27 protein-coding genes are annotated in these 24,716 nt (G+C 63.8%); 13 read left to right on the top strand and 14 right to left on the bottom strand.

What is annotated here, in order from left to right; genetic code table 11:
* Window positions 1-127: 127 nt before the first annotated feature.
* The gene (locus L6637_RS34980; RefSeq protein WP_237866309.1) at window positions 128-382 is read left to right on the top strand and encodes a hypothetical protein; all 255 of its coding nucleotides are present in this window, start codon (window positions 128-130) and stop codon (window positions 380-382) included.
* Window positions 383-417: 35 nt separating this feature from the next.
* On the opposite strand, the gene L6637_RS42675 is transcribed toward L6637_RS34980, so the two are convergent.
* The 4 genes from L6637_RS42675 to L6637_RS34960 all read right to left on the bottom strand — a co-directional run bounded on the left by L6637_RS42675 (window position 418) and on the right by L6637_RS34960 (window position 2,987).
* A complete protein-coding gene (locus L6637_RS42675; protein WP_333909306.1) occupies window positions 418-660 on the bottom strand; it encodes a hypothetical protein in 243 nt (80 codons plus the stop codon).
* Between the two features lie 241 nt (window positions 661-901).
* Window positions 902-1,609 carry an outer membrane protein gene (locus L6637_RS34970; RefSeq protein WP_237866307.1) on the bottom strand — a complete coding sequence of 236 codons (708 nt, stop codon included), beginning with the start codon at window positions 1,607-1,609 and terminating at the stop codon, window positions 902-904.
* A gap of 287 nt (window positions 1,610-1,896) precedes the next feature.
* A complete protein-coding gene (locus L6637_RS34965; protein ID WP_237873493.1) occupies window positions 1,897-2,331 on the bottom strand; it encodes a hypothetical protein in 435 nt (144 codons plus the stop codon).
* A 287-nt stretch (window positions 2,332-2,618) separates the two neighbouring features.
* Complete coding sequence (locus L6637_RS34960) at window positions 2,619-2,987, bottom strand: His-rich protein BRANT (protein ID WP_237866305.1); 369 nt, start codon at window positions 2,985-2,987, stop codon at window positions 2,619-2,621.
* A 255-nt stretch (window positions 2,988-3,242) separates the two neighbouring features.
* Between L6637_RS34960 and L6637_RS34955 the strand changes: the two genes are divergently transcribed.
* Together L6637_RS34955 and L6637_RS34950 are read left to right on the top strand one after the other, a co-directional pair.
* The gene (locus L6637_RS34955; RefSeq protein ID WP_237866304.1) at window positions 3,243-3,785 is read left to right on the top strand and encodes a tetratricopeptide repeat protein; all 543 of its coding nucleotides are present in this window, start codon (window positions 3,243-3,245) and stop codon (window positions 3,783-3,785) included.
* A 110-nt stretch (window positions 3,786-3,895) separates the two neighbouring features.
* Complete coding sequence (locus L6637_RS34950; RefSeq protein ID WP_237866303.1) at window positions 3,896-5,284, top strand: serine hydrolase domain-containing protein; 1,389 nt, start codon at window positions 3,896-3,898, stop codon at window positions 5,282-5,284.
* Here the strand turns inward: L6637_RS34950 and L6637_RS34945 are convergent.
* Window positions 5,271-6,830 carry a S10 family peptidase gene (locus L6637_RS34945; protein ID WP_377803205.1) on the bottom strand — a complete coding sequence of 520 codons (1,560 nt, stop codon included), beginning with the start codon at window positions 6,828-6,830 and terminating at the stop codon, window positions 5,271-5,273. The two genes, L6637_RS34950 and L6637_RS34945, sit on opposite strands and share 14 nt — an antisense overlap.
* Before the next feature lie 253 nt (window positions 6,831-7,083).
* Here L6637_RS34945 and L6637_RS34940 point away from each other — a divergent pair, with 253 nt between their 5' ends.
* From L6637_RS34940 to L6637_RS34930, 3 genes are all read left to right on the top strand, one after another.
* Window positions 7,084-7,863: an NAD kinase gene (locus L6637_RS34940; protein WP_237866301.1), complete on the top strand. Its 780-nt coding sequence runs from the start codon at window positions 7,084-7,086 to the stop codon at window positions 7,861-7,863.
* An 87-nt stretch (window positions 7,864-7,950) separates the two neighbouring features.
* Window positions 7,951-8,496: a response regulator gene (locus tag L6637_RS34935; RefSeq protein WP_237866300.1), complete on the top strand. Its 546-nt coding sequence runs from the start codon at window positions 7,951-7,953 to the stop codon at window positions 8,494-8,496.
* Window positions 8,497-8,524: 28 nt separating this feature from the next.
* Entirely contained in the window at window positions 8,525-9,103 is a 579-nt protein-coding gene (locus tag L6637_RS34930) for an Hpt domain-containing protein (RefSeq protein ID WP_237866299.1), read from the top strand.
* Window positions 9,104-9,216: 113 nt separating this feature from the next.
* Here L6637_RS34930 and L6637_RS34925 read toward each other — a convergent pair whose 3' ends face one another.
* From L6637_RS34925 to folE, 4 genes are all read right to left on the bottom strand, one after another.
* A complete protein-coding gene (locus tag L6637_RS34925; protein WP_237866298.1) occupies window positions 9,217-10,392 on the bottom strand; it encodes a DUF2336 domain-containing protein in 1,176 nt (391 codons plus the stop codon).
* Window positions 10,393-10,549: 157 nt separating this feature from the next.
* Window positions 10,550-11,557: a lytic transglycosylase domain-containing protein gene (locus tag L6637_RS34920; RefSeq protein ID WP_237873492.1), complete on the bottom strand. Its 1,008-nt coding sequence runs from the start codon at window positions 11,555-11,557 to the stop codon at window positions 10,550-10,552.
* 193 nt (window positions 11,558-11,750) lie between these two features.
* The gene (hisI, locus tag L6637_RS34915; RefSeq protein WP_237866296.1) at window positions 11,751-12,173 is read right to left on the bottom strand and encodes a phosphoribosyl-AMP cyclohydrolase; all 423 of its coding nucleotides are present in this window, start codon (window positions 12,171-12,173) and stop codon (window positions 11,751-11,753) included.
* 27 nt (window positions 12,174-12,200) lie between these two features.
* A complete protein-coding gene (folE, locus tag L6637_RS34910; protein ID WP_237866295.1) occupies window positions 12,201-12,893 on the bottom strand; it encodes a GTP cyclohydrolase I FolE in 693 nt (230 codons plus the stop codon).
* Window positions 12,894-13,135: 242 nt separating this feature from the next.
* Between folE and L6637_RS34905 the strand changes: the two genes are divergently transcribed.
* On the top strand, window positions 13,136-13,591 hold the full coding sequence (locus L6637_RS34905) for an iron-sulfur cluster assembly scaffold protein (RefSeq protein WP_237866294.1): 456 nt from the start codon (window positions 13,136-13,138) through the stop codon (window positions 13,589-13,591).
* Window positions 13,592-13,602: 11 nt separating this feature from the next.
* On the opposite strand, the gene L6637_RS34900 is transcribed toward L6637_RS34905, so the two are convergent.
* Window positions 13,603-14,505 (bottom strand): COG3904 family protein, encoded by a 903-nt coding sequence (locus L6637_RS34900; RefSeq protein WP_237866293.1) that lies wholly within the window; start codon window positions 14,503-14,505, stop codon window positions 13,603-13,605.
* Window positions 14,506-14,735: 230 nt separating this feature from the next.
* Between L6637_RS34900 and yidD the strand changes: the two genes are divergently transcribed.
* Both yidD and L6637_RS34890 read left to right on the top strand, forming a co-directional pair.
* The gene (gene yidD / locus L6637_RS34895) at window positions 14,736-15,074 is read left to right on the top strand and encodes a membrane protein insertion efficiency factor YidD (RefSeq protein WP_237866292.1); all 339 of its coding nucleotides are present in this window, start codon (window positions 14,736-14,738) and stop codon (window positions 15,072-15,074) included.
* Between the two features lie 91 nt (window positions 15,075-15,165).
* Window positions 15,166-15,378: a hypothetical protein gene (locus L6637_RS34890; RefSeq protein ID WP_237873491.1), complete on the top strand. Its 213-nt coding sequence runs from the start codon at window positions 15,166-15,168 to the stop codon at window positions 15,376-15,378.
* Here L6637_RS34890 and L6637_RS34885 read toward each other — a convergent pair whose 3' ends face one another.
* Together L6637_RS34885 and L6637_RS34880 are read right to left on the bottom strand one after the other, a co-directional pair.
* On the bottom strand, window positions 15,379-16,581 hold the full coding sequence (locus L6637_RS34885; protein WP_237866290.1) for a hypothetical protein: 1,203 nt from the start codon (window positions 16,579-16,581) through the stop codon (window positions 15,379-15,381). It lies immediately after the preceding gene.
* A gap of 14 nt (window positions 16,582-16,595) precedes the next feature.
* On the bottom strand, window positions 16,596-17,960 hold the full coding sequence (locus tag L6637_RS34880; protein WP_237866289.1) for an APC family permease: 1,365 nt from the start codon (window positions 17,958-17,960) through the stop codon (window positions 16,596-16,598).
* Window positions 17,961-18,327: 367 nt separating this feature from the next.
* Here L6637_RS34880 and L6637_RS34875 point away from each other — a divergent pair, with 367 nt between their 5' ends.
* Window positions 18,328-19,632: an alpha/beta hydrolase gene (locus L6637_RS34875; protein WP_237866288.1), complete on the top strand. Its 1,305-nt coding sequence runs from the start codon at window positions 18,328-18,330 to the stop codon at window positions 19,630-19,632.
* Window positions 19,633-19,796: 164 nt separating this feature from the next.
* Entirely contained in the window at window positions 19,797-20,123 is a 327-nt protein-coding gene (locus L6637_RS34870) for a GrlR family regulatory protein (protein WP_237866287.1), read from the top strand.
* A gap of 31 nt (window positions 20,124-20,154) precedes the next feature.
* Here L6637_RS34870 and L6637_RS34865 read toward each other — a convergent pair whose 3' ends face one another.
* Window positions 20,155-20,547, bottom strand: coding sequence for a hypothetical protein (locus tag L6637_RS34865; RefSeq protein ID WP_237866286.1), 393 nt, complete (start codon window positions 20,545-20,547; stop codon window positions 20,155-20,157).
* 90 nt (window positions 20,548-20,637) lie between these two features.
* Window positions 20,638-21,810: an MFS transporter gene (locus L6637_RS34860; protein ID WP_237866285.1), complete on the bottom strand. Its 1,173-nt coding sequence runs from the start codon at window positions 21,808-21,810 to the stop codon at window positions 20,638-20,640.
* A 186-nt stretch (window positions 21,811-21,996) separates the two neighbouring features.
* Between L6637_RS34860 and thrS the strand changes: the two genes are divergently transcribed.
* Together thrS and L6637_RS34850 are read left to right on the top strand one after the other, a co-directional pair.
* Complete coding sequence (thrS, locus tag L6637_RS34855; protein WP_237866284.1) at window positions 21,997-24,039, top strand: threonine--tRNA ligase; 2,043 nt, start codon at window positions 21,997-21,999, stop codon at window positions 24,037-24,039.
* A gap of 93 nt (window positions 24,040-24,132) precedes the next feature.
* Window positions 24,133-24,696: a nitroreductase family protein gene (locus L6637_RS34850; protein ID WP_237866283.1), complete on the top strand. Its 564-nt coding sequence runs from the start codon at window positions 24,133-24,135 to the stop codon at window positions 24,694-24,696.
* The last annotated feature ends 20 nt before the right edge of the window (window positions 24,697-24,716 follow it).

Below are 24,716 nucleotides of genomic sequence, written 5' to 3'. Positions count from 1 at the left end.
CAGGACTCGTTAAGGACTCAGGACCGGCCATCCGGCTCCCTCAACCCGGCAACGATCACGGCCCCGTGATCAACCCGGAACCGCTCGGCCTGTGAAGCCGTTAACGCGCTTTCCGGGAGCGGGAAGCATGCCCTACGCCCTGTTCTGTAACGACAGCCAGATCAGCAAAGCCTATCCCGATGAAGCCGACGTCTGGAAGCTTGCGCAACGGAGCGGGCTGGTCGTGGACATCGGTACCGACGACGAGCGGCAAGGTCCGCGCCGGGTGCTCGACAATGATTACGAGATCCGATCCTGCCGTGCAGCCCAAGGCGAGGACCCCGCCCAGAACAAGGCGGACGCCGAGCGGGAATCCAGGATGGAGCTTCAGCTCAACTCGTGAGGTCCGGCCAATAGGGTTTCAGGGCAAGGCGCGCTTCAAGGCGTCGCGATCGCGAGCGAAGCCTGCTCACCGGCAAGCGCGACGCAGGCCTTGCGGCGGTGCAGCCCGCGGATAGCTCCGGTAACCTTCAGCACCTTGCCGGACGGGCAGGACGCGTCCTTCACGAAGGCAACCTCGTAAGGTGCCAACATCAAAGGCTCGGATTTGAGGATTGTTTGGGCAGAGCACGGGACCGCGGCGAAGAACGCGACAACCACCAGTGACGCCAAGATACGCATGTTCGTCATCCCACCAGCCCGGTAATCCCCTAATACGCGTACCGGAGCGCGAGTTCCGTAAGTCGCAATAATTATTTTTGCTTTACCCGATCCCCGTGACACGCATGAGAAACCGCGCGCCAGACTGTTTGCTTGCAAATGACGCGCCAGATGGTTCACGCAATGAAAACAGGGCGGGCAAAACGAAAGGCCGGCGGGAGCCGGCCTTTGTCAGATCGTGCTGGTGCTCGCCTTGGGCGGCTCAGTAGCGCGAGGCCGCCGGCCCACCCCAGCCGAAGCGATAGTTCACACCGACCTTGACGGTATGCTCATCGTCTCGGCCGCGGACGCCGACGACGTCGGCCGGGCCGGAGGTGATCGTGGTGCTGCCGAAATTATAGTACTGGTATTCGGCCTTGGCCGACCAGTTCGGCGCGAACATGTATTCGAGGCCGGCGCCGACGGTGTAGCCGTCCTTGCTGTTGCCGCTGGCGGTGAAGGTCTGCGGCACGCCGGCGACGTTGACGCCGAGGCCGCCATTGCGCCAGGCGTAACCGCCCTTGGCGTAAAGCAGCGCCGGGCCCCAAGTGTAGCCGAGGCGGCCGGTCACCGACCCGATCTGGTCCGTGTTCGATGTCACCTGCGTCCCCAGCGGGAACGTGACCCCGTTGTTGTTGGTCGGCAGCCAGGAATACTGGGCCTCGATACCCACGACCCAATTGGGCGCGAACTGGTAGTCGAAGCCGCCCTGCACGCCACCCATGAAACGGGCGTTGCTGGACTGGAAGGTCGTGTCGCCTGCGAAGGCGCCGCCGACATGGCCGCCGATGTAGAAGCCGGTCCAGTTGTAGATCACCTGCGGCGGCGTATAGGCCGGCGCTTTCGTGTAGGTGCGCGCCTGCATGTCGGCCGCGGCCGCCGGTGCGGCCAACGCCAGCAGAGCTGCTGCGCCCAGCAAAATCGTCTTCATGATCATCCCCGTTCTTTCAAATTCGACACTCTGGAAACAACGTGGCGCGAATTAGGTTGCTTCGCGGCGATGCCGGAACGTTGATCGTTCGTTACTGTGACGGGGCGGCAACATCGCGATTTTGTTCCGTCACGGACGCTTGCGCCGACAGATTCTGTCGCCCGCGCATGTTCCGCCGTAACGATTTGTCGCAAGGCAAAACCGCCTCGTTCAAACCTCGCCAAAAAGTGATCCAGCGGCTCCGGCAGCTTTTGTCCTAGCAGTCCGCGATGAAGACGGACTTTGCGCTACCGCGGCATCTTTTCCAGTTCTGGAAAGGGCGCATAAACCGCACCGGCGCAGAGCTCGCTCGCGCGATCGACGACACGGTCCGCCCGGCCATTGACGTAGACGACGGCGCGCTCACGCATGGCCTTGTAGCTGCCATCGGTCTCCCGCGGCGTGAAGTGCAGGCAGCTGATGTAGAATTGCCGTCCGCCGATCTCACGCAGCACCGGATCCGCCATGCTGGCGTCGCGCACTCCGACAGGATTGTTGAGATAGGCGTGAATCAGAGCGAGCGCGTCACCGCGAAAATTGTCGGGAAACGGCTGCGGGCCGCCGGCCTGGGCCCCTTCCATCAGGGACGGACGGTCACCCTCGCTGCCGAAACAGGCCGCGAGCGCCAGGGGCAGCACCAGGATCAACGTCAGCCTCGCCGCACGTTTCGCCAATCGGCTCACAATTCACGCTCGTCGCTCAATCGACCTGGAGCGTGCCAGCCCCAAGGGTGCAATGATGCATGTCTAGAGATGTTTTGCCCGACGAGTCAAACGGATTCGCAAAATCCGCAGGTTGGTGTCATCTGCCGTCGTCTACTGTGCATGGGGTTGTTTTCGAGATTCGCAAAACGGCGCACCGGCCCGCCGCCAGGCCTCGCGCTTGCGCGAGGGCGTGACGAGCGAGCCGGGCCTGAACTCCACACGCGGCGGCAGGGCAATCCAGGGATGCCGCCGCGCGGGATCAGTCGTTAGCTGCGCTTCTCGGCGGTCACCGGCTTGGTGAGGCCCGACTGCGTCTTCAGCGACTCCTTGGCCGACAGATGCTTGTGGTGATGACGATGCGTCCGCACGGTCTTGTGCTCGTCCGGCGTGACTGCTGCATTGGCGTTCATCGCCTTGGTCTTGGTATCGACCTTGGCAGGCGACTTGATGTCGGCGGTCTTGGCATCAGCCTTGACGCCGGCGTCGGGCCTGGCAGCGGTGGTCGAGACCTTGCTCTGGGTCTGATCCGCCTTGATCACCGGGGCGGTCGTGGTGGTCTTGGCCGCATCCTTGGCGAAGGCCGGGGCGGCGATGACGGAAGCTGCGAGCAAGGCTGCGGAAATGGTCTTCAACATCGTTGTCTCCTCTTGGAAGGATCTTGAGGCGGCGCCCTCTCGCCAACTCTTCGATCATGGGGGAGAGCCTAGATGCCCCGCGCTGAACCCGTTCTGAAGCGCGTGGCAGGCTTCTGTTCATCTGGATGACAAGTTTGTTATCTTCGCCTTGGGAAGGCCGAGGGCCGGAGACGGCCGGGAATGTTTTTGGAGGCCGGGTGTTCCGGTCTTTGGGCAATCGTGTAGGATCGCCACGTTCCATTCGGGAGAACTTAGATGCGCAGACTGTCAACGCTTCTTGTGCCGGGACTTGTCGCCATGACCTTGGCGGCCGGACCGGCTCTGACCAGCGCCTATGCCGCCGGCAGTGACGAGCCCTCCTCGCCGCCAAAGTCCGATACCTCGACCAAGAAGGGCAAGAAGAAGAGCTCTTCCGTCAGCGATCCGAAATTCCTCGCGGCCTACCGGACCGCGTACACCACGATCTACGACAAGCACGACTATTCGGACGCGATCGGCCAGCTGAAGCAGCTCAAGCGTGACGACGTCGCCGACGTCGCCAATCTGATCGGCTACTCCTATCGCAAGCTCGGCGACTACCAATCGTCGAAGGCCTACTACGAGATCGCGTTGAAGGACGATCCCAACCACGTCCGCACCTGGCAGTATTACGGCCTCTGGCAGCTCGAGCAGGGCAACCGCGAACAGGCACAGTATCACCTGAACAAGATCGCCTCCCTCGCCGGCACCGACAGCTCCGAGTATCGCTCGCTGGCTGCCGCACTCGACAAGCCGACCGGCGCGACGCTCGTCTACTGAGATATCGCATCTTCTGATGACGCGAACGGGCACGACCTTTGCGGGTTGTGCCCGTTCTGCTTTCTCGGCTAGCTTTCGCACACCCATCCCCCTCGCAAATTGGTAACGCAATGGACACGTGGCTGCGATCCGCGATCGACTACATCGGCTCCTGGATCGAATTCCAGCAGACGACCTTCCAGCAGCCGGGCGTCTTGCTCGCCTTCGTCCATCGCGGCGAGGTCGTCGCCGAACATGCATTTGGGCTTGCCAATCTCGACACCGGCGAGAAGCTCACACCGCGCCATCGCTTCCGCATCGCCTCGCACTCCAAGAGCTTCACGTCGGCCGGCATCATGAAGCTGCGCGAGCAGCGCAGGCTCCGGCTCGACGATCCCGTCGGGCAGTACGTCAGCGGCCTTAATCCGCGCGTCGCCGAGACGACGATTGCACAGGTGCTTTCGCACAGCGCCGGGCTGACGCGCGACGGCGTCGATTCCGGCCAGTTCATCGACAGCCGACCCTACCTCAATGCGAATGAGCTGCTCGCCGAGCTGAAGCAGCCGACCGCGATCGAACCAGGCACGCGTTTCAAATATTCAAACCACGGCTTTGCCATGATGGGCCTCGTCATCGAAGCGGTGACAAAGGAGCCCTACTCCGCCTGGATCAAGCGCGAGATCATCGAACCCGCGGGTCTGCGCGAGACCGAGCCGAACGCGCCGCTTCCCAGGGGCGCGCAATTCGCGCGCGGCCATACGCGCAAGCTGCCGCTCGGCGAGCGTTGCGTGATCCCAGGCGACAATCCCGCCCATGCGATGGCATCCGCCGCAGGCTTCGTTGCCACCGCGGCGGACACCGCGCGATTCTTTGCCCAGCTTGCCCCCAATGCGAAGAAGAGCGTTCTGTCGGTCGCGAGCCGCCGCGAGATGACGCGGCATCATTGGCGCGTCCCGCAAAGCTTCGAGGCCTATTACGGCCTCGGCGTCAACGCCGGCAAGACCGACGGCTGGGACTGGTTCGGCCACGGCGGTGGCTTCCAAGGCTATATCTCGCGGACCTGCTCAATTCCCGGATGCGAGCTCGCGATCAGCATCCTCAGCAACTCCATCGACGGCGCCGCACCGTTCTGGATGGACGGCGCGATGCAGATCCTGCGCGTTTTCAAGAGCCGCGGCGCACCCGATCGACGCGTGCGCGACTGGACCGGCCGTTGGTGGACGATCTGGGGCGCGACAGACTTCGTGCCCGCCGGCAACCGCGTGCTGATCGCCAACCCGCAGTTCAACAATCCCTTCATGGACGCTGGCGAGATCGAAGTCACCGGCCGCGATACCGGCAAGCTCGTGTGGGCGGCCGGCTATTCCAGCCACGGTGAGCCGGTGCGCCGCGTCCGCGACAAGCGCGGCAAGGTCAGCGACATCTGGATCGCCGGCGCCAACGTCAAGCCAGCGGCGGTCGTTGCACCGGAGATCGCGCGGCGCTATCCGCCGCGAAAGCGCAGGCCTACTCCCGAATAAGCGCCTCGACCTCACTCCGCAGCGCCTGCCGCGAGCCATCACGCGAATAGAACATGTGGCCGCCCGGATAGACGACGAACTTTACCCGCGACGTCGCAAACGCCGGCAGCTGGTCGAGCGCCCGCTGCGTGCCGAAATAGGGCGTCGCGAGATCAAACAGACCGTGCGCGACCAGTACGTTCAGCTTCGCATCCGTGGCGAGTATCTGGCGCAGCTCCGAGATCGATTGCGGCGGGTTGATGCCGCCACCAAAGTCCCAATTGTGCTCGACGGCGCCGTTGAGGACTTCATAAGAGCCGTCCGGCCGCCAGTTGAGCTTTCGCGTGAGCACATCGACCGCCGCGCTCGTCAGCGGCGCCTGAAGCGCATCGCCGGAGGGGTCGCCAAAGCGCGAGTTGCTCGAATCCGGATAGGGATCGAGACCACGCACCGAGCCGTCGTAGCGTCCGGTCACCATGCCGTTCTTGCGATCGAGTTCGCGACGGAATTCGCCGACATCGAAGCGGCCGGCGAGCCTGCGGCTTACTGCCTGGTCGATGCCGGTGAGTTCGGCAACCTTGTCGGCGAGGCGATTGGTGGCTTCCTTGTCCGCCTCGCCCTTGACGAGATCAGCCAGAAATTCGCCGCGTGCGTAGGCCTCCACGTCGGCGAGATCAGCGCGCTTGACCGGTCCCTTGGCTTCGCGCGCCACCGCCACGTAGCTCGGCAGGCTCGCGACATATTGCAGGAGGCTCGTGCCGGTGAACTCGCGGAAATCCAGGAGTGGTGACACAAGGATCAAGCCTCTGACGCCCACGCCGTGCTGAATTTGCAACTGGCGCACGACCTTCGGCCCACGAATACCGCCATAGCTCTCGCCCGCGACATATTTCGGCGAGGTCAGCCGGTTGTGCTTTTCGAGCCAGCGGCGAATGACGAGCGCGATCGAGTTGACATCCCCGTCGACCGAGTAGAACCGCTTGCGCGCATCCTCATCATTCGCGATGACACGGCTGTAGCCGGTACCGACAGGATCGATGAAGACGAGATCAGTAAAGTCGAGCCAGGTCTCCGCGTTCGGCTTCAGCTCGGGCGAGGCCGACGGCGACAGCCCCTCGCCATCAAGCGGCAGCCGCCATGGCCCGACCGCGCCGAACTGAAGCCACGCCGAGGATGCGCCGGGCCCGCCGTTGAAGAGGAATGTCACCGGCCGCGTGGCGCGGTCGGCGCCGTCGAGCTCGTAGGACGTGGTGGCGATGTCGGCGAGCGGCTCGCGCTTCTCATTGAACACCCGGATCGAGCCGGCGGTCGCGGCGAAGTTGAGCGTTCGGCCTGGCAGATCGAGGGTCTGTTTGGTGGTCGAGTCGTCAGGAAGGCGACGATCGGAAGCCGCTGGCGAAGCCTGCCCCGCATTTTGTGCATTGCCGCCGCGACCGGCCTTCTGTCCGGCGGGCGTTGCCGCCTCGTTGCGAGGCTGAGGCGGATCGTCCGCCCGTGCCGCGCCCACGAGCGCGAAAGCAACGACCGCAAGCACCAGCCCCGCACGGCGATGCATCGGCAAGCTCATCAACATGATTGTTCTCCCTGCCCCGCTCGCGGCTTCCCAATCTCAGAAGTAGCCGCCAATTGCGACGGTTTGGGGGATCGGAGCCCCTGGATTCGCGTTCCAGGGCCGATGAACCCGGCTTTTACCCTCAAACGAGACGCCTGGCCGGCCCCGCGTTTGCCTTGCTGGCCGGTCATCCTCGACAATACAGGCCAAGGTCGTATAGACGACCTCGGCGGACCTTTCTCGAGCCAGCGGCACCTACCTGGAAGCCATGACCAAGCCATCGCGATACGAACGGATCGCCTTCGTCGCCAGCCCAAGCAGCGAGGCAGAGGCCGCCTTCCACCAGCTTACGGCGCAATACGGCAATTGCGATCCTCACGAGGCCGACGTCGTGGTCGCGCTTGGCGGCGATGGGCTGATGCTTCAGACGCTGCACCACCACATGCGCTCGGGCAAGCCGATCTACGGCATGCATCGCGGCACGGTCGGCTTCCTGATGAACGAGTACTCGACGCACGATCTGCGCGCGCGGCTCGAGGCGGCGCATGAATCCGAGATCAATCCGCTGCTGATGCGCGCGACCGACGTCAGCGACCGCGTCCACCTGCACCACGCCATCAACGAGGTCTACCTGTTCCGGCAGACCTCCCAGGCGGCACGCCTGCGGATCCTGATTGACGAGCGCGAGCGCATGCCCGAGCTGATCGCAGACGGCATCATCGTTGCGACGCCGGCGGGCTCGACGGCCTACAACCTGTCGGCCCAAGGTCCGATCCTGCCGATCAACGCGGCGCTGCTGGCACTGACGCCGATCAGCGCCTTCCGGCCGCGGCGCTGGCGCGGCGCCCTGCTCCCCAACACCGCCTATGTCGTGATCGAGGTGCTGGAAGACGACAAGCGCCCAGTCGCGGCGGTCGCCGACCACGAGGAGGTGCGCAGGGTCCGGCGCGTCGAGATCCTGTCCGACAAGACCATCTCGATGCGCATGCTGTTCGACCCCGGCCACAGCCTGGAGGAGCGAATTCTGCGGGAGCAGTTCGGCAATTGAGCCCCTGCCGGGGCGCCAGGCGGCAACGCTTCATTAACTCCCGGCGCGATATGGTTAACGAAGGTTGACCGCTTTGGCCCGGGCGTCATGTTCCGCATCGATTTCAACAAACTGCGCTTCCTCGTCTGCGACGACAATCCGCACATGCGCCGCATCCTGCGGACGCTGCTGCATTCGTTTGGCGCACGCGAGGTCTATGAGGCCGAGGACGGCGCCACTGCGCTCGAAATGTACAGCCACTACGTGCCCGACATCGTCATTACCGACTGGGCGATGCCGATCTTCGACGGGCTCGAGCTCGCGCAGATGATCCGGCAGCCGGATTCCAAGGGCAATCCCTATGCACCGATCATCATGCTGACTGGGCATTCCGAAAAGCGTCGCGTCACCGTCGCGCGCGATGCCGGCGTCACCGAATTCCTCGCCAAGCCGATCTCGGCCAAGGGCCTCTACCAGCGCATCCTCAACGTGGTCGCCAGCCCCCGGCCCTTCATCAAGACCAAGACCTATTTCGGCCCCGACCGGCGCCGCAACACCAATTCCGCCTATATGGGTCCGGAGCGCCGCGTCGGCGAAAAGCACGAGGTGCTTCAGCAGCCCTCACTGCTCGACAAGGCTCGCTCCACCATCTAGCGCAACGTCATCAGGCAAGGCAGGCATCATGGCGAAGAACAGCGCAAAGGACATCGAGGTCAAGGCCTTCGCCACGCATCACGTGATCACGCAGCCCAATCCGCTGCGCAAGGTATTGCGCCGGGTCGAGGAAAAGGACCTGGACGATCCGATCGGCCGCGCGGAGCAGGCGCTGGCCGGTCTATCCGGTGAGTTCAAGAGCTGGATGACAACCGAGGTCAACCGGCTCTCGACCGCCTACGTCGCCATCCGTAACGATGGCTTCACCAAGGAACGGCGCGACGAGCTGTTCCACGCGGCGCACGACATCAAGGGCGACGCTGCGACGTTCGGTTTTCCGGCCGCGGCGGGCGTTGCCGAGAGCCTGTGCCGCATCATCGAGCATGCCCCGGATCTCGAGAAGGTGCCGGCCGAGCTGTTCACGCACCATATCAATGCCATCCTCGCCATCGTGCACGAGAACACCAAGCTCGACAGCATCAGCGTCTCCGCCGAGCTCAGCCGCCGTCTGCGCAAGGTCGCCGACGACTATCTCGCCGACGTCAATCGCGACCGCCCCGAGCATCTCGAGGTGATCCTGGCGCCGAGTATCGTGCCGGCGGAGTAGCACTCTCTCGTCATTGCGAGCGCAGCGAAGCAATCCAGAAATCCCTCCGTGGGGACAGTCTGGATCGCTTCGCTGCGCTCGCAATGACGGATCTCGAGGACTGACTGACCTGACTACGCCGCAATCAGGTCGTCATAGATCGGATCAATCGTGTCCTCCGCGACCAGCTCGTCGCAGAACAACCGCGCCTCCTCGCGCGCCGACTCCGTGGCGAAGCGGCGGAGCAGGACCATCAGCGGCTCGGTGGCACCGCGATCGCTCTCACAATGGGTGAGCACGCGCTCGACCATGCGACGGCGCAAGCGCGCCGCGGTATCGTCGGTATCGACATAGCCCTGCTCGTGGCAGGCATCGAGCGCAACCTGGAACGCGGCGAAGGTCGCCTCGGGCAATCCGGCGCGGCGGAGCAGCGCATGCAGGCTGTTGCCGCCGCGATCGTGCAGCAGAGCCGAGACGCGCGCCAGCGGCAGATCGGCGAGCTCGGCCAGCGCCGCATCAAACAGGTCGAGATTGCTCGACAGCAGCGCGCGCAGGATCAGGCCCGCGGTGAGCTGGCCGGTGACGCGCAGATGCTTCACCAGGCCCTGCATGTCGTCGCCGCGCGAGCGCGCCGCGATGTTGATGGTGGAGCGGTCGCGCGCCTCGATCGTCACGCGCTCGGCGCGGTCGGGGCTCAGCCAGTTGCGCGCGACGACGAACTGGGCCAGCGTCTCGGAGAGTTTTGCCACCAGCGCGGCGCGCGTTGCGGCCGGAATATCGTCCAGCACCAGCATCGCCTCGCGGATCGCGGCGAGATGGCCGTGACGTTCGACGATGCGCGTCCAGGAGAACGGGGCGAGCTCGGCATGGGGATTTTCGATCAGCTCGAGGGCCGCAGCCGCGCAGCCGACCTCGGCGATAGCAGCGCAGACCGAGACCGGCAGCGCGATGCGGCGCGCGACCGCGCATTGCACCTCGTCATTGCCGGTCGCGACGATGTCGACGAGATCCGCATCGATCAGCAGCGGCGAATGTTCGAGCACGGGCAACGCCACGGTCGGCTGGTCCGCCGACAGCGCCCGCACGATCGACGCCGGCGCATCCGTGCTGCGTGCGAACGCCTCGGCCATCGCCTGCCGCACCAGCGGCGAGGGATCGTCGAGCAGCATCAGGAGCGCGCCTTCAGCGGCGACGCGGTCGTCATGAGAAAGGTCTGAGATCAGCCAGGCCCGGGCCAAGGCCCGCGTTGCCTCCGCCCGCTCACCGGCGGGCGCGGTCCTGATCCAATTGATGAACTGCCGAACAATCATGCTGCTTCCGGCTTACGCAACGAAAAAACGGGCAGTGACTGGATGTCACCTGCAACACAAAATAAACCACGACGCTTAACAAAGCGTTCACCATAACTGGCTGGTTTTATTGATGATTTGTTAAGGGCTGGGATGAGCCCGACGGCGCGGCCGCGTGCTAGCTCGAGTATGTGCCGCTGCGATCGCTGAAGAGATCGAGCGGCTGCGGCGGGCGCACGTCGGGCGTCGCCGAGGCGACTGACGTGAGCGAGGCGTTGTTACCCCACAATTTTTGCACCGTCGTCGAGACCGGCTGTGTCGCATCGCCAGGCTGATAGATCGAGCGGAAAGCTGGCGCGACCGGCGTGTTGTCGGCGACCGTGGCTGACGATGTTGCGCTCACCGGTGTCACGCCACGTGTCTCCGGAAAGGTCTGGAGATACGCGGCGCTGTTGACCGTCGGCTGCACGCCGTTGGCGGCGGCGACCTGCGTGGTCGATGGCGTGTCGCCATACATCGCCATCGCAGTGCGCGTCGATTTCGCGTTCGACGCGCTGGCGTAACGCGCGTTCAGCACCGAATAGACTTCAGAGACGCTGCGGGCGCGACCATCCTTGGCGTAGAAGATCGAACGGTTGGCGGATGCGGCATTCGGAAACAGCCGCGCACCGACGGCTTGGGGATTGTCCTCGGCATTGGCGATCAGCTTCGCCGCGCCGCCGACACCCATGAAATGCGCCATGTAGAGCTCGCTGTCGGACGGCCTGCGGCCGAGCAGACCAGTGAGCTTGAAGCTGTTGGACTGCGTCAGCGCCGCCGCCATGCTGGATGCAGCCTGCGGATCGTCGCGCAACTTCATGATCGAGCGCTTCATGAAGGGATCGTCGACGGTGTAGCTGCCCGACGAAGTCTTGGTAATGGCGTCGGCATAGTTGCCATAGCCGAGCTGAGGACCCGCCTCTTTCACCGTACCGAGCCAAGTCTGGTCGATGAACTGATAGAGGCCGTGGGCAGACGACGTGGTGGCGCCAGCCGATGGATCGAAATCCGATTCCATCTTGGCGGTCGTCAGCAGGTATTCGAAGCTGACGCCGGTCTGGTTCGAGCCCTGCTTGATCGCGCCAGCGACGCGCTTCAAGCCATCGGTCGCGGCCGTCTGCGTGGCACTGGAATTGTCGACCGACATGATGGGGTGCCCGGCCCGCGTGGCGTTGAGCGGCGCCGGCAATTCGGACGCCTGATCGTCCCACCCTGGACAGTTATGGTTAATGCGCGGTTAATTCCGGGACTACCGTCATTCCGGGGGCATCGCACCGCGATGAACCCGGAATCTTGAGATTCCTGGTTCACACCTTCGGTGCGCCCCGGAATGACGGCGGCTATTTCTTGTAGACCGCGTTCGGATCGAACAGCCTGTCCGCATCGACGAACACCAGCTTTGCGCCCCGGCCCTCGGCCTCGACCTTGCGGTAGAAGCAGGACCGGCGGCCCGTGTGACAGGCCGCACCGATCTGCTCGACGCGAATCCAAACCGCATCCTGGTCGCAATCGGTGCGAATCTCGACCACGCGCTGGGTCTGACCCGAGGTCTCACCTTTTCGCCACAAGGCATTGCGCGAACGGCTGAAGTACCAGGCTTCGCCAGTGGCAATGGTCTTGCGCAACGCCTCATCGTTCATGTGCGCGACCATGAGCACGTCACCGGTGGCGACATCTGTCGCCACGCAAGTCACGAGGCCGTTCGCATCGAATTTGGGGAGGAAGGCCAGGCCTTCCTCGATCTCATGGGAGTGAGCGGACACGACGGATCTCGCCAGTTAATCGCGAGGTCAGCGCGTCAGGCCTCGCACCATGGACAGGAATCGGGCCTGCTCCGCCGGATTATCGCGGAACATGCCGGTGTAGCGGCTGGTGAAGGTCGAGGCGCCATGCTTGGCGACGCCACGCACCGACATGCAGGTGTGCTCGGCCTCGATCAGGACGGCAACGCCGCGCGGCTTCAGAATCTCGTCGATCGCGGCAGCGATCTGCGCCGTCAAATGCTCCTGGGTCTGGAGGCGGCGGGCGAAGATGTCGGTCAGGCGGGCAAGCTTGGACAGTCCGACGACGCGCTCCACCGGCGTATAGGCAATGTGCGCCTTGCCGTAGAACGGCATCATGTGATGCTCGCACTGCGAGGTGAACTCAATGTCCCGCACCAGCACGAAATCGTCATAGCCGGCGGTCTCGCCGAAGGTCCGGTCGAGCACCTCGGCCGGGCACTGGTGATAGCCCTGATAGAGCTCGTCGAAGGCCTCGACCACGCGGCGCGGCGTGTCGAGCAGGCCCTCGCGGTCGGTATTCTCGCCGATATAGGCGAGCAGCGTCTTCACAGCCGCTTCCGCCTCGGCGCGCGCGGGGCGCGGCTGGTCGGCGCGGACGGCGGCAGCGAGGAATTCGGCAGGATCAAGCTCGGCCGGACGGCTCTCGGGCTGCCGGTCGGAAGGCTTATTCGGGCGGATGGATTTGATCGTTGCGTCCATGTCTACTCCGTTCGACGGCCTTGCAGCCGGAGTGTCACCGGCAGACGGGGCGGACAAGCCGCCGGACGCCTGAAGAGAACAGTTTTGACGAAAAAGGCCACTTGCCGACAACGCCGGCCGCGCAAATCTGGATCACCGCCGACGCACCGCCGGACTGTTTTTCCGTCAGTTCCGCCCCTATATAGGACCCTGGACCGCGCCCGCCAAGGCCGATCCGGCAGGTAAGTGTTGGGCTCCATCACATGCTGAACGACATCTATAACAAGCGGATCATTGAGCTGGCCGGGAATATTCCGCGCCTTGGACGGTTGCCGGACCCCGATGCCACCGCCACCGCCCATTCCAAACTGTGCGGCTCGACCGTGAAGATCGACCTCAAGATGGAGGGCGACACCGTCACCGACTTCGCGCATGACGTGAAGGCGTGCGCGCTGGGACAGGCCTCTTCATCCATCATGGCAAGTCACGTGGTCGGCTCGACTGCGAGCGAACTCCGTGAGTTACGCGAAACTGTTCGCAAGATGCTCAAGGAGAACGGCGCTCCTCCCGAAGGCAAATGGGAAGAGATTAAATTCCTCGAGCCGGTCCGCGACTACAAGGCGCGTCACGCCTCCACGCTCCTCACCTTCGATGCCGTGGTCGATGCGATCGGTCAGATCGAGGCCAAGGCGAAGCAGCCGGCCACTGTACAAGCCTGAGGCTGAGGATCTTACTTCTGCGGCGGCGCGGCCGGCGTCGCTACGCCCCCGGTCGGGACCAGCGCTTCCGCTGTCTTGGTCGACTTGGCAGGCTGCGGCTCCGGTTCCTCGCCGAACCTTGCCTGCGTCTTTGGCGCAAGCTCCGCCATTGCAGGCGCAGTGACGTCCACATGTGGCAGCACGTCGGACACCAGGTCAGTCGTCACGAGATTGGTCAGCTTCAGCTCAGAGGCATCGAGCTCATGCAGATCTTCCCACGGCGGCACGTTCAGCGAGAGCGACAGCAGGTCCCCCGCCCCGCCCATGTCGAAGGTGTATTTGGCGAGCCGGCCGATGTCGCGTTCCACGATCATCAAATCCTGCGCGCTGTAGCTTGCCGCCTTGGCATCGTCGGCGCGATCGCCCATCCAGATCTGATGGACGCGAACATGGGCCGCATCAGGCACATACCGCTTCTTGCCCGCCAGCAGCAGGAACACGCACATGGATTCACAATAAGCCTCCGAAGCGACCCTCGGACGGGCGCCCTTCTCGCCGCGATTCTGCTGCGTGACGCCGACGGTGGTCAGGAGACCGAGATTGCGGAAACGCCGGCCAAGCGTGATCGCGTCGTTGACCGAACCGCCGCTGGAGTCGAGCACCACTGTGGCGCCCCCGAGCTGCCGGCCGCGGGCGAAGTCGTCAAAGTCCTTTGGTGTGTCTGCAGTGATAATACCGACCGCGCTGACCCAGCCGCGGCAATTGGGCTCGCAGGCAACCCAGCCAAACTTCATCGGCAGCTTGCGCTCTTCGAGCGAGGCGCCAGCGCTGGCCGGCGAGCCAAAGGTCGCGATGGCCCCCGCCAACACGATGCCGCAAGCGGCGGTTCCCACCAGCAACCAACCACGAAGGTTGAGCGACTTCAGAACTCTCAAACTGGTTCCTTCCCCAAGCCCCAAAAGCAATCAGGCAAGCCCCGTTCCAACGTTCCATTGAGTCTACACATGGACGTCACAAAAATGGTATCCGGGGGAATACAGATCGTCCATAGGTACTTGCTGCACTGCTCCCTGAAAGCAGGCAAAATATGGCGCGCATACAACAGCTTCCTGTTCCCTGCGCTGGAACCGTGCATTAACGCGCACAGGATGTCGGCACATCGCACATGAAGCACTCAGCCTGCGAGCATTGTTCCGTACCCGCTGCCCAAGTACTGCGGCTGCCGCGCAGATTCGGTCGCGCGCTGATTTGGCTCTACCGGCATACACTGTCGCCGCTGGTCGGCTACAACTGCCGACATCTGCCGACCTGCTCCGTGTACGGCGACGAAGCCATCGAGCGCTTCGGACTCTGGGCCGGTGGCTGGATGACAGTCGCCCGGCTGTTGCGCTGCAATCCCTTCGGTACGTCAGGCATCGACAACGTGCCTCTCACTGCGCCGCAAAGCGCGCGCTGGTATTTACCATGGCGCTACGGCCGTTGGCGCGGCGTCAACGCTTCGTAGGTATGCTGCGGTGCTTTACGCATTGCTGCCCTGAGTGGAACCGGAACTTTCACCTCGCGTTGTTGTGTTGCTCCCACGGGAGGAAACAACAATGCGCTGGAAAATCAGCCATCATTTCCATTTCGGGCTTGGTTTACATCTTGGCTTCAATCCCAGGGATCACGATCCACGTACCGTCGACGTGATCGCCATGGTCGCTTTGCTCGTGCTGGTCGTCGGCTCCGGCTGGTATCTGGCAACGAGCCTTGCAACGCCGCCAAGCACGACAGCATTCATCGTGCCGAGTCAGAGCGTGCACTGGTAGCTAGCGGAACCAGAAGAATCGTCCCGATGGCGGCGGGATTGGCTCGGGGGGACGCGGCCGCTTCGGACGCGGCGGCTTCGGCGGCGGCTCGGCGGACGAGGACGCCTCCGCGGCAGGCAGCGCATCGCTCCCCGCGACCTTCACCGACAGCAGCAAATTCGACTCGTTCATGCGCCAGCGATAGCCGACGCCGAAATCGATGGGCTGGGCGCGCGAGAACAATTCGGCGTAACGCTCCTGATAGCGGCCGGGGAATTCGTTGATCGGACCGAGATAGCGGCCGAACGGGAAGAAGCGCCATTGCCGCGGATTGTAACTGGCGAGAGGAATGCCGGAATCATCCTGGATGATGGTCGCGCTGTTGGCGAGCAGCCAGTCACGCGCGACAGTGAAATTGCCGGAGTGCAGCAGATAGGACGCGCTCTTGATAAGGCTGTTGCCCGGGCCGAGCGTCTCGCAGAATTTCAGGAAGCCTGCGGCGCGAGCACCAGGATTGGAGAGATCCGTCGAGAAATAATACAGCGTGCGTGCCTCACTGTCCGCCCCCGCGAAGGTGATGCGGACGCCGCGCGTGGCGTTCGGCCCAGGATTGTCATTGCCTGTGTGCACCCCGCCTTTGTCGTCGAGCGCGACCATCTCGACGTTGCGGATGGTTTTGCCGGAGCGCGCCAGGAAGACGTAGAGGATCGGCAAGGTGCCGTTGACCTGATTGGTGTGCAGGTCGACTTTCATCTGCTTAGTGATGAAGAAGGAAAAGCTCAGGATCGAACCGAGCGAGCGCTCGACATTGTACAGCGCGGCATCGACGGAGCCTCGCGACAGCCTGGTCAAATCAGGCACCGCGCCGACCGGCTCGAGCGCGCCGAGCACATAGGTGCTGGCCTTGGAATAGAAGGCGTTGGCGTAGAGGAAATCCGGGCCACTGAACAAATAGAACATCGTCGGCCGCGGCGCGGCGAGATTGACGTCGGACCAGCTCCGGATTTTCGATAACTGCCGCTGCTCGAGCTGGGCGAAGGCGCCGTCGAAGAATTTTGCGTGATGCTGCCAGGACGGGTCCTTGGTCAACGCCGTCAGCGGCGAATCCGCCGAAGGCTGCATGCCCGCGAGGAAGCGCGCGGTGTCGTCGAAAGTCACCTCGGCCGCACGCGTGGACGAGATGGCCGCAGCCATAAGGGCAAGGGCGACGGCCGCAAGTCTCATGGGTCGAAACATGTCTATTCGCGATTGTGTGACGTAGCAGCGGCGACCGGCCGCCTGCGGAAAACAGCATAAATCAACAAGCCCGCGAGCATGACGAGCATGCCCGACAGCGACTGCACGGGCCGCTCGGTCAAGAGGTAGTACATCATGAACGCGGTCACGAGCAGGAAAACGAGCGGCGTGAACGGGTATCCCCAGGCGCGGTAGGGCCGCGGCAAATCAGGGGCGGTGATGCGCAGCTTGATGACGCCGGCCACCGTGAAGAACGAGCAGAATAGAAGTGCAAACTGGATGAAGTCGAGCACCGCCTCGAAGCTGCGCGTGAACAGCAGCAGGTTGGCGACCGCGAGCTGAAACAAGATGGCGTAGGCCGGCGCACCTCTCACCGATCGCTTCGAGAACACGCGCAGCGCCGGAATGTCCTCCCCCATCGTCATCATCACGCGCGGGCCGATCCACATCATCGCACTGATCGAGGAGATCAAGCCGACGCAGATCATCGCGCCGACGATCCGGCCGCCCAGCGCGCCGAAGATGGCGCTGCCGGCGACGCTTGCGACATCGAGCTGGCCGGCCAGCGCGCTGATTGGTGTCGCGTAGAGGAACACGGCGTTGAGCGCGACATACAGCACCAGAACGATCAGCGTGCCGGCAAGCAGCGCGCGCGGCAGACTCTGCTGCGGCGTGTTCATCTCGCCGATGATGTAGGTCGCGGCATTCCAGCCGGAGAACGAGTACATCACGAAGACGAGCCCGATCGCGAAAGGCGCGCTCCCGATATGGGCGAGATCGCCCGCGTGCGGTGCAAAGGAGATCGGCTGCGGAGTCCCGACGACGAAGCCGGCTATCAGGAAAGCGACAATCAGCACGACCTTGAGGATGGTCGAGATCAACTGAAAGGTCGACGAATGCCTCACGCCGGTCAATTGCACGATCGAGACCAGCCAGACCACGCCGATGGCAAGCGGGATCGGCGGTAAGTCGGGTATCACCGACTTGGCGTATTCGCCGAAGGCCATGGCCGCAAGCGCCACCGGCGCCGCAAAGCCGACCGTCGCCGAAACCCAGCCGGCGAGAAAACCGAAGGCCGGGTGATAGGCGCGACCGAGGAAATTGTACTCGCCGCTCGAGCGCGGAAACATCGCGCCGAGCTCGCTGTAGGAGAATACCCCGCACAGTGCGACGATGCCGCCGACCGTCCAGAGCGCGAGGATGGAGAAGCCCGAGGGGATATCCTTGACCTGGAAGCCGAGGCTGGTGAACACACCGACCCCGATCATGTCGGCAACGACGATCGCGGTCGCGACCAGAACGGAAACCCCGGAGCCGCCGGTCAGTCGCCCCGTCCAGGGCGCAGTTCCCGCATCTGATGCCGTCATCTGGGTCCCTAACCTCAGGCGTCGAGCCCCGTGAGAGGCATCGTGCAGATTGGCTCAGTCAATTCAAGCAGGGTTAACAAGGGTTAAATGAGGCGGCCAAAATAGGTAATTGGCCACCTTCTTTGCCCCTTTTGAGCCAATAAACCCGTGGTCGCCCGCGCAAACGCGCCCGCCTCTCCCACAATCGCGACACGATTGCGTGGTCTTTCTCGGTCATTCCGGATGTGGGGAAGTTTCTCCGGACACTTAACGTCGCCTAAACGCCAGTCGGCTCAATTGTCTTAATGATTGCCGATGGTTCGTGACTTGGGGTCATGCTTGGGGTCATGGGTGGATGGTCGGGGCCGTTCCGAAATTGAAAGCAGACATGCGCGCTGACCGGACCAAGGCGTCCGGGGCGCGCGGTCGTGCGCTTCGGATCGCCCTGATCTCAGGCTTGGTGCCACTGTCGCTCACCTTGGTTCAATGCGGCCAGTCGCCGAACCCGACAGCACTCGCCGCAAGCTCGCAGGCCAATGTCCAGGTCGTTGCGAAGACCAACCCGCAGGCTGCCACTCGACAGGTCGCAAGCGGCGACACGTTCGAGGATCGCTTCCCTGCCCCGCAGTTCAAGGAGCGCTTTCCTTCGGCGAGCGAGAGCTTCCTGCAGCGACAGATGTCGGACTTCTCGCCCAAGCGCGCCGTGCAGCAGCAGCCGGAGCAGGCGCCCTACAAGGTTGCCTCGCTCGCGCCGCAGGTCCCATATCAGCGTCCACCGCGCCAGGATCTGACGACACTCGTCAGCATGAAGTCCTCGGCCTTCCCCTATTTCGGCAACAACCCCGCCTCCGACGCGCCGTTCCTCAACATCTCCAAGGGCGACCGCCGCGGCCATCGAAGCTATTCGGGACGCGTGTTCTGGCAGGACGAAACCTATAACGACAGCCGCGTGCTGGTGCACGTCCCCGAACATTTCGACGTGCGCAAGCCTGGCGTGATCGTGGTGTTCTTCCACGGTAATGGCGCGACGCTCGAACGCGACGTACGCGACCGGCAGCTGGTGCCGCAGCAGATCACCGATTCCGGCGCCAACGCCGTGCTGCTCGCGCCGCAGATGGCCGTCGACGCCGCCGATTCCAGCGCCGGAAAATTCTGGCAGCCCGGCGGCCTCAAACGCTTCATGGAGGAATCGGCGAACCACCTTGCGCAGCTGACCGGTGATCCCAACAGCGCGCGCGCCTTTGCCAACATGCCGATCGTGATCGTCGGCTATAGCGGCGGCTTCCTCCCGACCGCCTGGAGCCTCGAGGTCGGCGGCATCAGCGATCGCGTCCGCGGCGTCGTGCTGCTCGATGCGGTCTACGGCGAGATGGACAAGTTCGCGTCCTGGATCGAGAGCCACCGCTCCGGCTTCTTCGTCAGCTCCTACACGCACTACACGGCGCGGCGCGACCGCGAGCTGATGAGCGCGCTCAGGCAAAAGGGCATCGGTGTCTCCGAGGACATGGACGGCCCCTTGCGTCCCGGCAGCGTGGTGTTCGTCGAGACCGGTGAGGGCATCACCCATCGCGACTACGTCAACCGCGCGTGGACGCAATACCCGCTCAAGGATGTTCTGGTGAAGATGTCGGCAACGCCGGCGCTGGCGCTGACGCGCGTCGCAGCTACCAGCTCATCAGCATCGAGCCGCTAATATTGCGCATGCCGGCATTTCGGCGCGCTGCCTGCAGTTCTCTCAGCGCATGATCAAGATGTGATGTTGATGGCCCACGATCCCCGGCAGCCACCGGATTGTTTCCGCTGGCCACGACCATAATTTGCCGGCCAAGTTGAGTTCGAGCTCTGCGGGGACAGGCAGTGCGTCAAGGACTGTACAAGGTCGACTTCCACACGGTTCACGGGACCGGCTGCGGTGTCGTGTACGTGACTGAAGGCAAGATGCGCGGCGGCAATTCGGCTTTCGCCTTCATCGGAACCTATACAGGCCAAGGCGACAGCATCAAGGTCAAGATCTCAACCGAGCGCTACAACGACGACCCGTCGTTCAAGGCCTTGTTCGGCATCGACCGGATCATGCTGACGCTCGCCGGCCGCGAGGATGGCGACACGGCCGAGTTCGAGGGCACCGCACTGCAACTGCCGGGCGTTGCCTTCCGCGCCGTGCTGAGCCGGCTCAGCGATTAGGCCGCCGGCTCTGAGATCAGCCTCTCGAGCTTCAGGTTTTGGGCAGCTTCGGAATGCTTTCGGCGAAGCCGTTGAAGCAGGCCAGTCGCTCGTCCTCTTCCTTGAAGAATTTGCAGTCGGCGTAGCCCTTGGCCTTCGCCGGCTTCGGCTTTGGCGCGGGCGGGATAATAGCGTCGTAGCAGTTGAGCCGGTCCTTGGTGCCATCGTCGAGGTCAAGGCAGGCCTGGAGCCGTGCCGCGATCGACTGCGGCTTGCCCTTCGGCGCCGCGGCGGCCGGCTTGGCAGCCGCCTCCTTTGCACCGGCCTTGGTCCCTTTGGGCTTGACCTGCACCAGCGGTTTGTCCCCCACCATCGGTGGCTTGTCGGTTTGCGCAAACGCGGAGGCTGAATAGAGCACCGCGGCAACCGCCAGAATCATCCTCATTTCAGTCAACTCTCTTTGGTCCCCATGTCTGGCCTTCTAGCGCTCTCCCGCGCCGTTTGCCAAGCGCCTTGCGCCGGGCAAGGACAGCCATCAGACCAGGACGGCAGCCGCCGGCCGGGGCCGGCTCACGACCAGCAGGACCAGCGCCAGGACGACGAAGCCGACCGCCACGAAGCCTGTGCTGTGCAGCAGGTCGCGGGCAAACAACAGCCCTCCGACGGCAGAGCCAATGGCTTGGCCGATATAGAGGACCGACGTATTGAGCGCGACGGTTGCGGGCGCGAGCGCCGGGGCGGCCGCGACCAGCCGCACCTGTTGCATCGAATTGGTCGAGGCAAAGCCCAGTCCCCAGATCGCAACGCCTGTCGCCATCAACACGAGGCTGCCCGCGCCAACTGCCCACCCCGCAATGCCCGCCAGTAACAGGCACGTGAACAGCAGCGACGTCCGATATGGCCCCCACGTGTCGACGATGCGGCTCGCCACGACAACGCCGAGGAAGCCGCACACGCCATAGATACCGAACACGAGGCCGATTGCGTCCGGACTCGCATCCGTCAGCTTCTTGAGCAGCGGGCCCATGAAGGTGAACACCGCAAACTGGCCGGACATCTGCAGCATCGTGATCGCGAGCAGCAACAGGATCGCCCTGCTACGGCCGACCTCGCTCCAGGTCTTCAGGTCGACCGGGGTGCCCTTCAGGCCGGCGGGCAAGCGCACCAGCAGCAACAGGACGCTCACACACCCGAGCGCACCGATCATGCCATAGGCGGCGCGCCAGCCATAGCGGCTGGCGATGAAGGTGATCAGCGGAAGGCCGACCGCGGCCGCGAGTGACCAGCCAAGGAAGATATACGCGATCGTGCTGCCGCGCCGCTCCGCCGGCACGATCAGCGCCGCGGTGCCGGCCGCCTGCGGCGTATAGAGCGCGCCGACCGCGAGCATCGCCAGACGGATGACGAGGAGGCTTGCGTAGTCCGGTGCAAAGGCGGAGGCGAGATTGCCAAGGGCAAGCACCGCGAGCGTGGTCGTGAGCAACATCCGCCGCTCGATGCGGCTGGTCAGCCACGCCGTCAGCGGCGAGCCGATACACAGCGTGATCGCGCCAAAGGTGATGAGCAGCCCGGCCGCACGGATGCTGATGCCGAGCCCGGTCGACAACTCCGGCAGCATCCCCGCCGGCGCCAACACCGAGCAGCCAGTGACGAGATTGCCAAGCATCAGGGCTGTCGGCGTGAGGCGGCCGGCGCGGGTATTTTCCATGCAACTGCATGTAGAGCAGGCGTATGGCCAGTTAAAGGGTGTCGTCCGAAATAGTTGGCGCACTGCCCCGGCTTTTGCGCGCCACTTTCTTGGAAATGCCGGATTGCACAGGCCGAATCGCCTGATATATCGCTCGTTCCCGCTTACCTGCGCTCGTTCGCAGGAGTGAGCCTCAGGAGAAAAGCAATGTCCGACCAGCCCAAATCCGAATCCGGCTTTCAATATTCCCTCAGCAACCTGAAGCCCGTGACCCCAGCCGCCAAAGTCACCCTCACCTTCCCCGACGGCGCCCGGCGCGAATACGAGAAGAGCATCACCGGCCTCGAGATCGCCAAGGGCATCTCGCCCTCGCTCGCCAAGCGCACCGTGGCGATGACGCTTGATGACGTGCTCACCGATCTCAACGATCCCATCGAGGCCGACGCCAAGCTCAGGCTGATCTCGCGCGACGAACCGGAGGCGCTCGAACTGATCCGCCACGACTGCGCCCACGTGCTCGCGGAAGCCGTGCAGACGCTGTGGCCGGGCACCCAGGTCACCATCGGCCCGGTGATCGAGAACGGCTTCTATTACGACTTCTTCCGCAACGAGCCGTTCACGCCGGAAGACTTTGCCGCGATCGAGAAAAAGATGCGCGAGATCATCGCGCGCGACAAGCCTTTCACGAAGGAAGTCTGGGACCGCGAAAAGACCAAGCAGGTGTTCCGCGACAAGGGCGAGGCGTTCAAGGTCGAGCTGGTCGACGCCATTCCGGGCAACGAGCCGATCAAGATCTACTACCAGGGCGACTGGTTCGATCTTTGCCGCGGCCCGCACATGACCTCGACCGGCAAGGTCGGCAACGCATTCAAATTGATGAAGGTGGCCGGCGCCTATTGGCGCGGCGACAGCAACAACCCGATGCTGACCCGCATCTACGGCACCGCCTTCGCCAAGCAGGAGGACCTCGACGCTTACCTCAAGCAGATCGAGGAAGCCGAGAAGCGCGACCATCGCAAGCTCGGACGTGAGCTCGACCTCTTCCATTTCCAGGAGGAAGGTCCCGGCGTCGTGTTCTGGCACCCGAAGGGCTGGACGATTTTCCAGCAGCTGATCGCCTATATGCGCCGCCGCCTGACCGGCGATTACAGCGAGGTCAACGCGCCGCAGATCCTCGACAAGGTGCTGTGGGAGACCTCGGGCCATTGGGGCTGGTACCGCGAAAACATGTTCGCGGCGCAGTCGGCCGGCGACGAGGCCGAGGACAAGCGCTGGTTTGCGCTGAAGCCGATGAACTGCCCCGGTCACGTGCAAATCTTCAAGCACGGCCTGAAGAGCTACCGCGACCTGCCGCTGCGCCTCGCCGAGTTCGGCGTGGTGCATCGCTACGAGCCATCGGGCGCCATGCACGGCCTGATGCGCGTGCGCGGCTTCACCCAGGATGACGCGCATATCTTCTGCACCGAGGACCAGCTCGCCGAGGAATGCCTGAAGATCAACGATCTCATCCTGTCGACCTATGCCGATTTCGGCTTCACCGGCGATCTCACCGTGAAGCTGTCGACGCGGCCGGAAAAACGCGTAGGCACGGATGCGATGTGGGATCACGCCGAGCGCGTGATGGCGACGGTGCTGCGCGAGATCCAGGCGCAGAACAACCACATCAAGACCGAGATCAACCCGGGCGAAGGCGCGTTCTATGGGCCAAAGTTCGAATATGTGCTACGCGATGCCATCGGCCGCGACTGGCAGTGCGGCACCACGCAGGTTGACTTCAACCTGCCGGAACGGTTCGGTGCGTTCTACATCGACCATGACGGCGGCAAGAAACCGCCTGTGATGGTGCACCGTGCGATCTGCGGTTCGATGGAGCGCTATATCGGCATCCTGATCGAGCACTATGCCGGCAACTTCCCGCTCTGGCTTTCGCCGGTGCAGGCAGTCGTCACCACCATCACCTCGGAGGGCGACGAATACGCCAAGGTGGTGCTGGAACAGGCGCGGCGCGCGGGTCTTCGGGTCGAGATCGACCTGCGCAACGAAAAGATCAACTACAAGGTCCGCGAGCACTCGCTGGCCAAGATCCCGGCGCTGCTCGTGGTCGGCAAGAAAGAGGCCGAGACGCATTCGGTCTCGGTTCGCCGACTCGGTAGCGACGGCCAGAAGGTGATGACGACCGGGGAGGCTATCGCCGCCCTGGTCGACGAGGCGACCCCGCCTGACGTCCGGCGGGCGCGCGGCGCGGCCTGATCCCTGAAATCGATCTAAACTCGCTTTCGGTTGCGGGCGTGCATGCCTATCTCGGCATGGCACGCCCGCCGACCAGCCGAAGAGGCCATCGCAATGCCAGATGCCATCGAACTCCTGAAAACCCGCCGCTCGGTCAAGCCGCGCGAGATGACCGGCCCCGGCCCCTCGCCGGCTGAGCTCGAGACCATTCTCACCATCGGCGCGCGCGTGCCCGATCACGGCAAGCTCGCCCCGTGGCGCTTCATCATTTTCGAGGGCGATGCGCGCCAGCGCGCCGGCGAGGTGATTGCAAGAGTCTTTGCCCGGAAGAATCCCGGCGCCCCCGCCGCCGATATCGAGACCGAACGCAAGCGCCTCACCGATGCGCCGCTGGTGATCGGCATCGTCAGCTTCACCAAGCCGCATCCCAAGGTGCCGGCGTGGGAGCAGGAGCTGTCGGCCGGCGCCAGCGCCATGAACATCGTCACGGCCGCCACCGCGCTCGGCTACGGCGCGGCCTGGCTGACCGGCTGGTTCGCCTTCGATCGCGACGTGCTTGATGGCCTCGGCCTCAAGGCCGACGAGAAACTCGCAGGCCTCGTGCACATCGGCAAGCCGACCAAGCCGAGCGAGGATCGTCCGCGACCGGTGCTTTCCGAAATCGTGACCCGTTTTTGATCGAAGTTTTGTTGACGCTT

This window comes from Bradyrhizobium zhengyangense, from assembly GCF_022012435.1.
Lineage (GTDB): Bacteria > Pseudomonadota > Alphaproteobacteria > Rhizobiales > Xanthobacteraceae > Bradyrhizobium > Bradyrhizobium zhengyangense.
The sequence above is the reverse complement of the archived record's forward strand: the minus strand, read 5'-3'. Positions and strand labels throughout refer to the sequence as shown.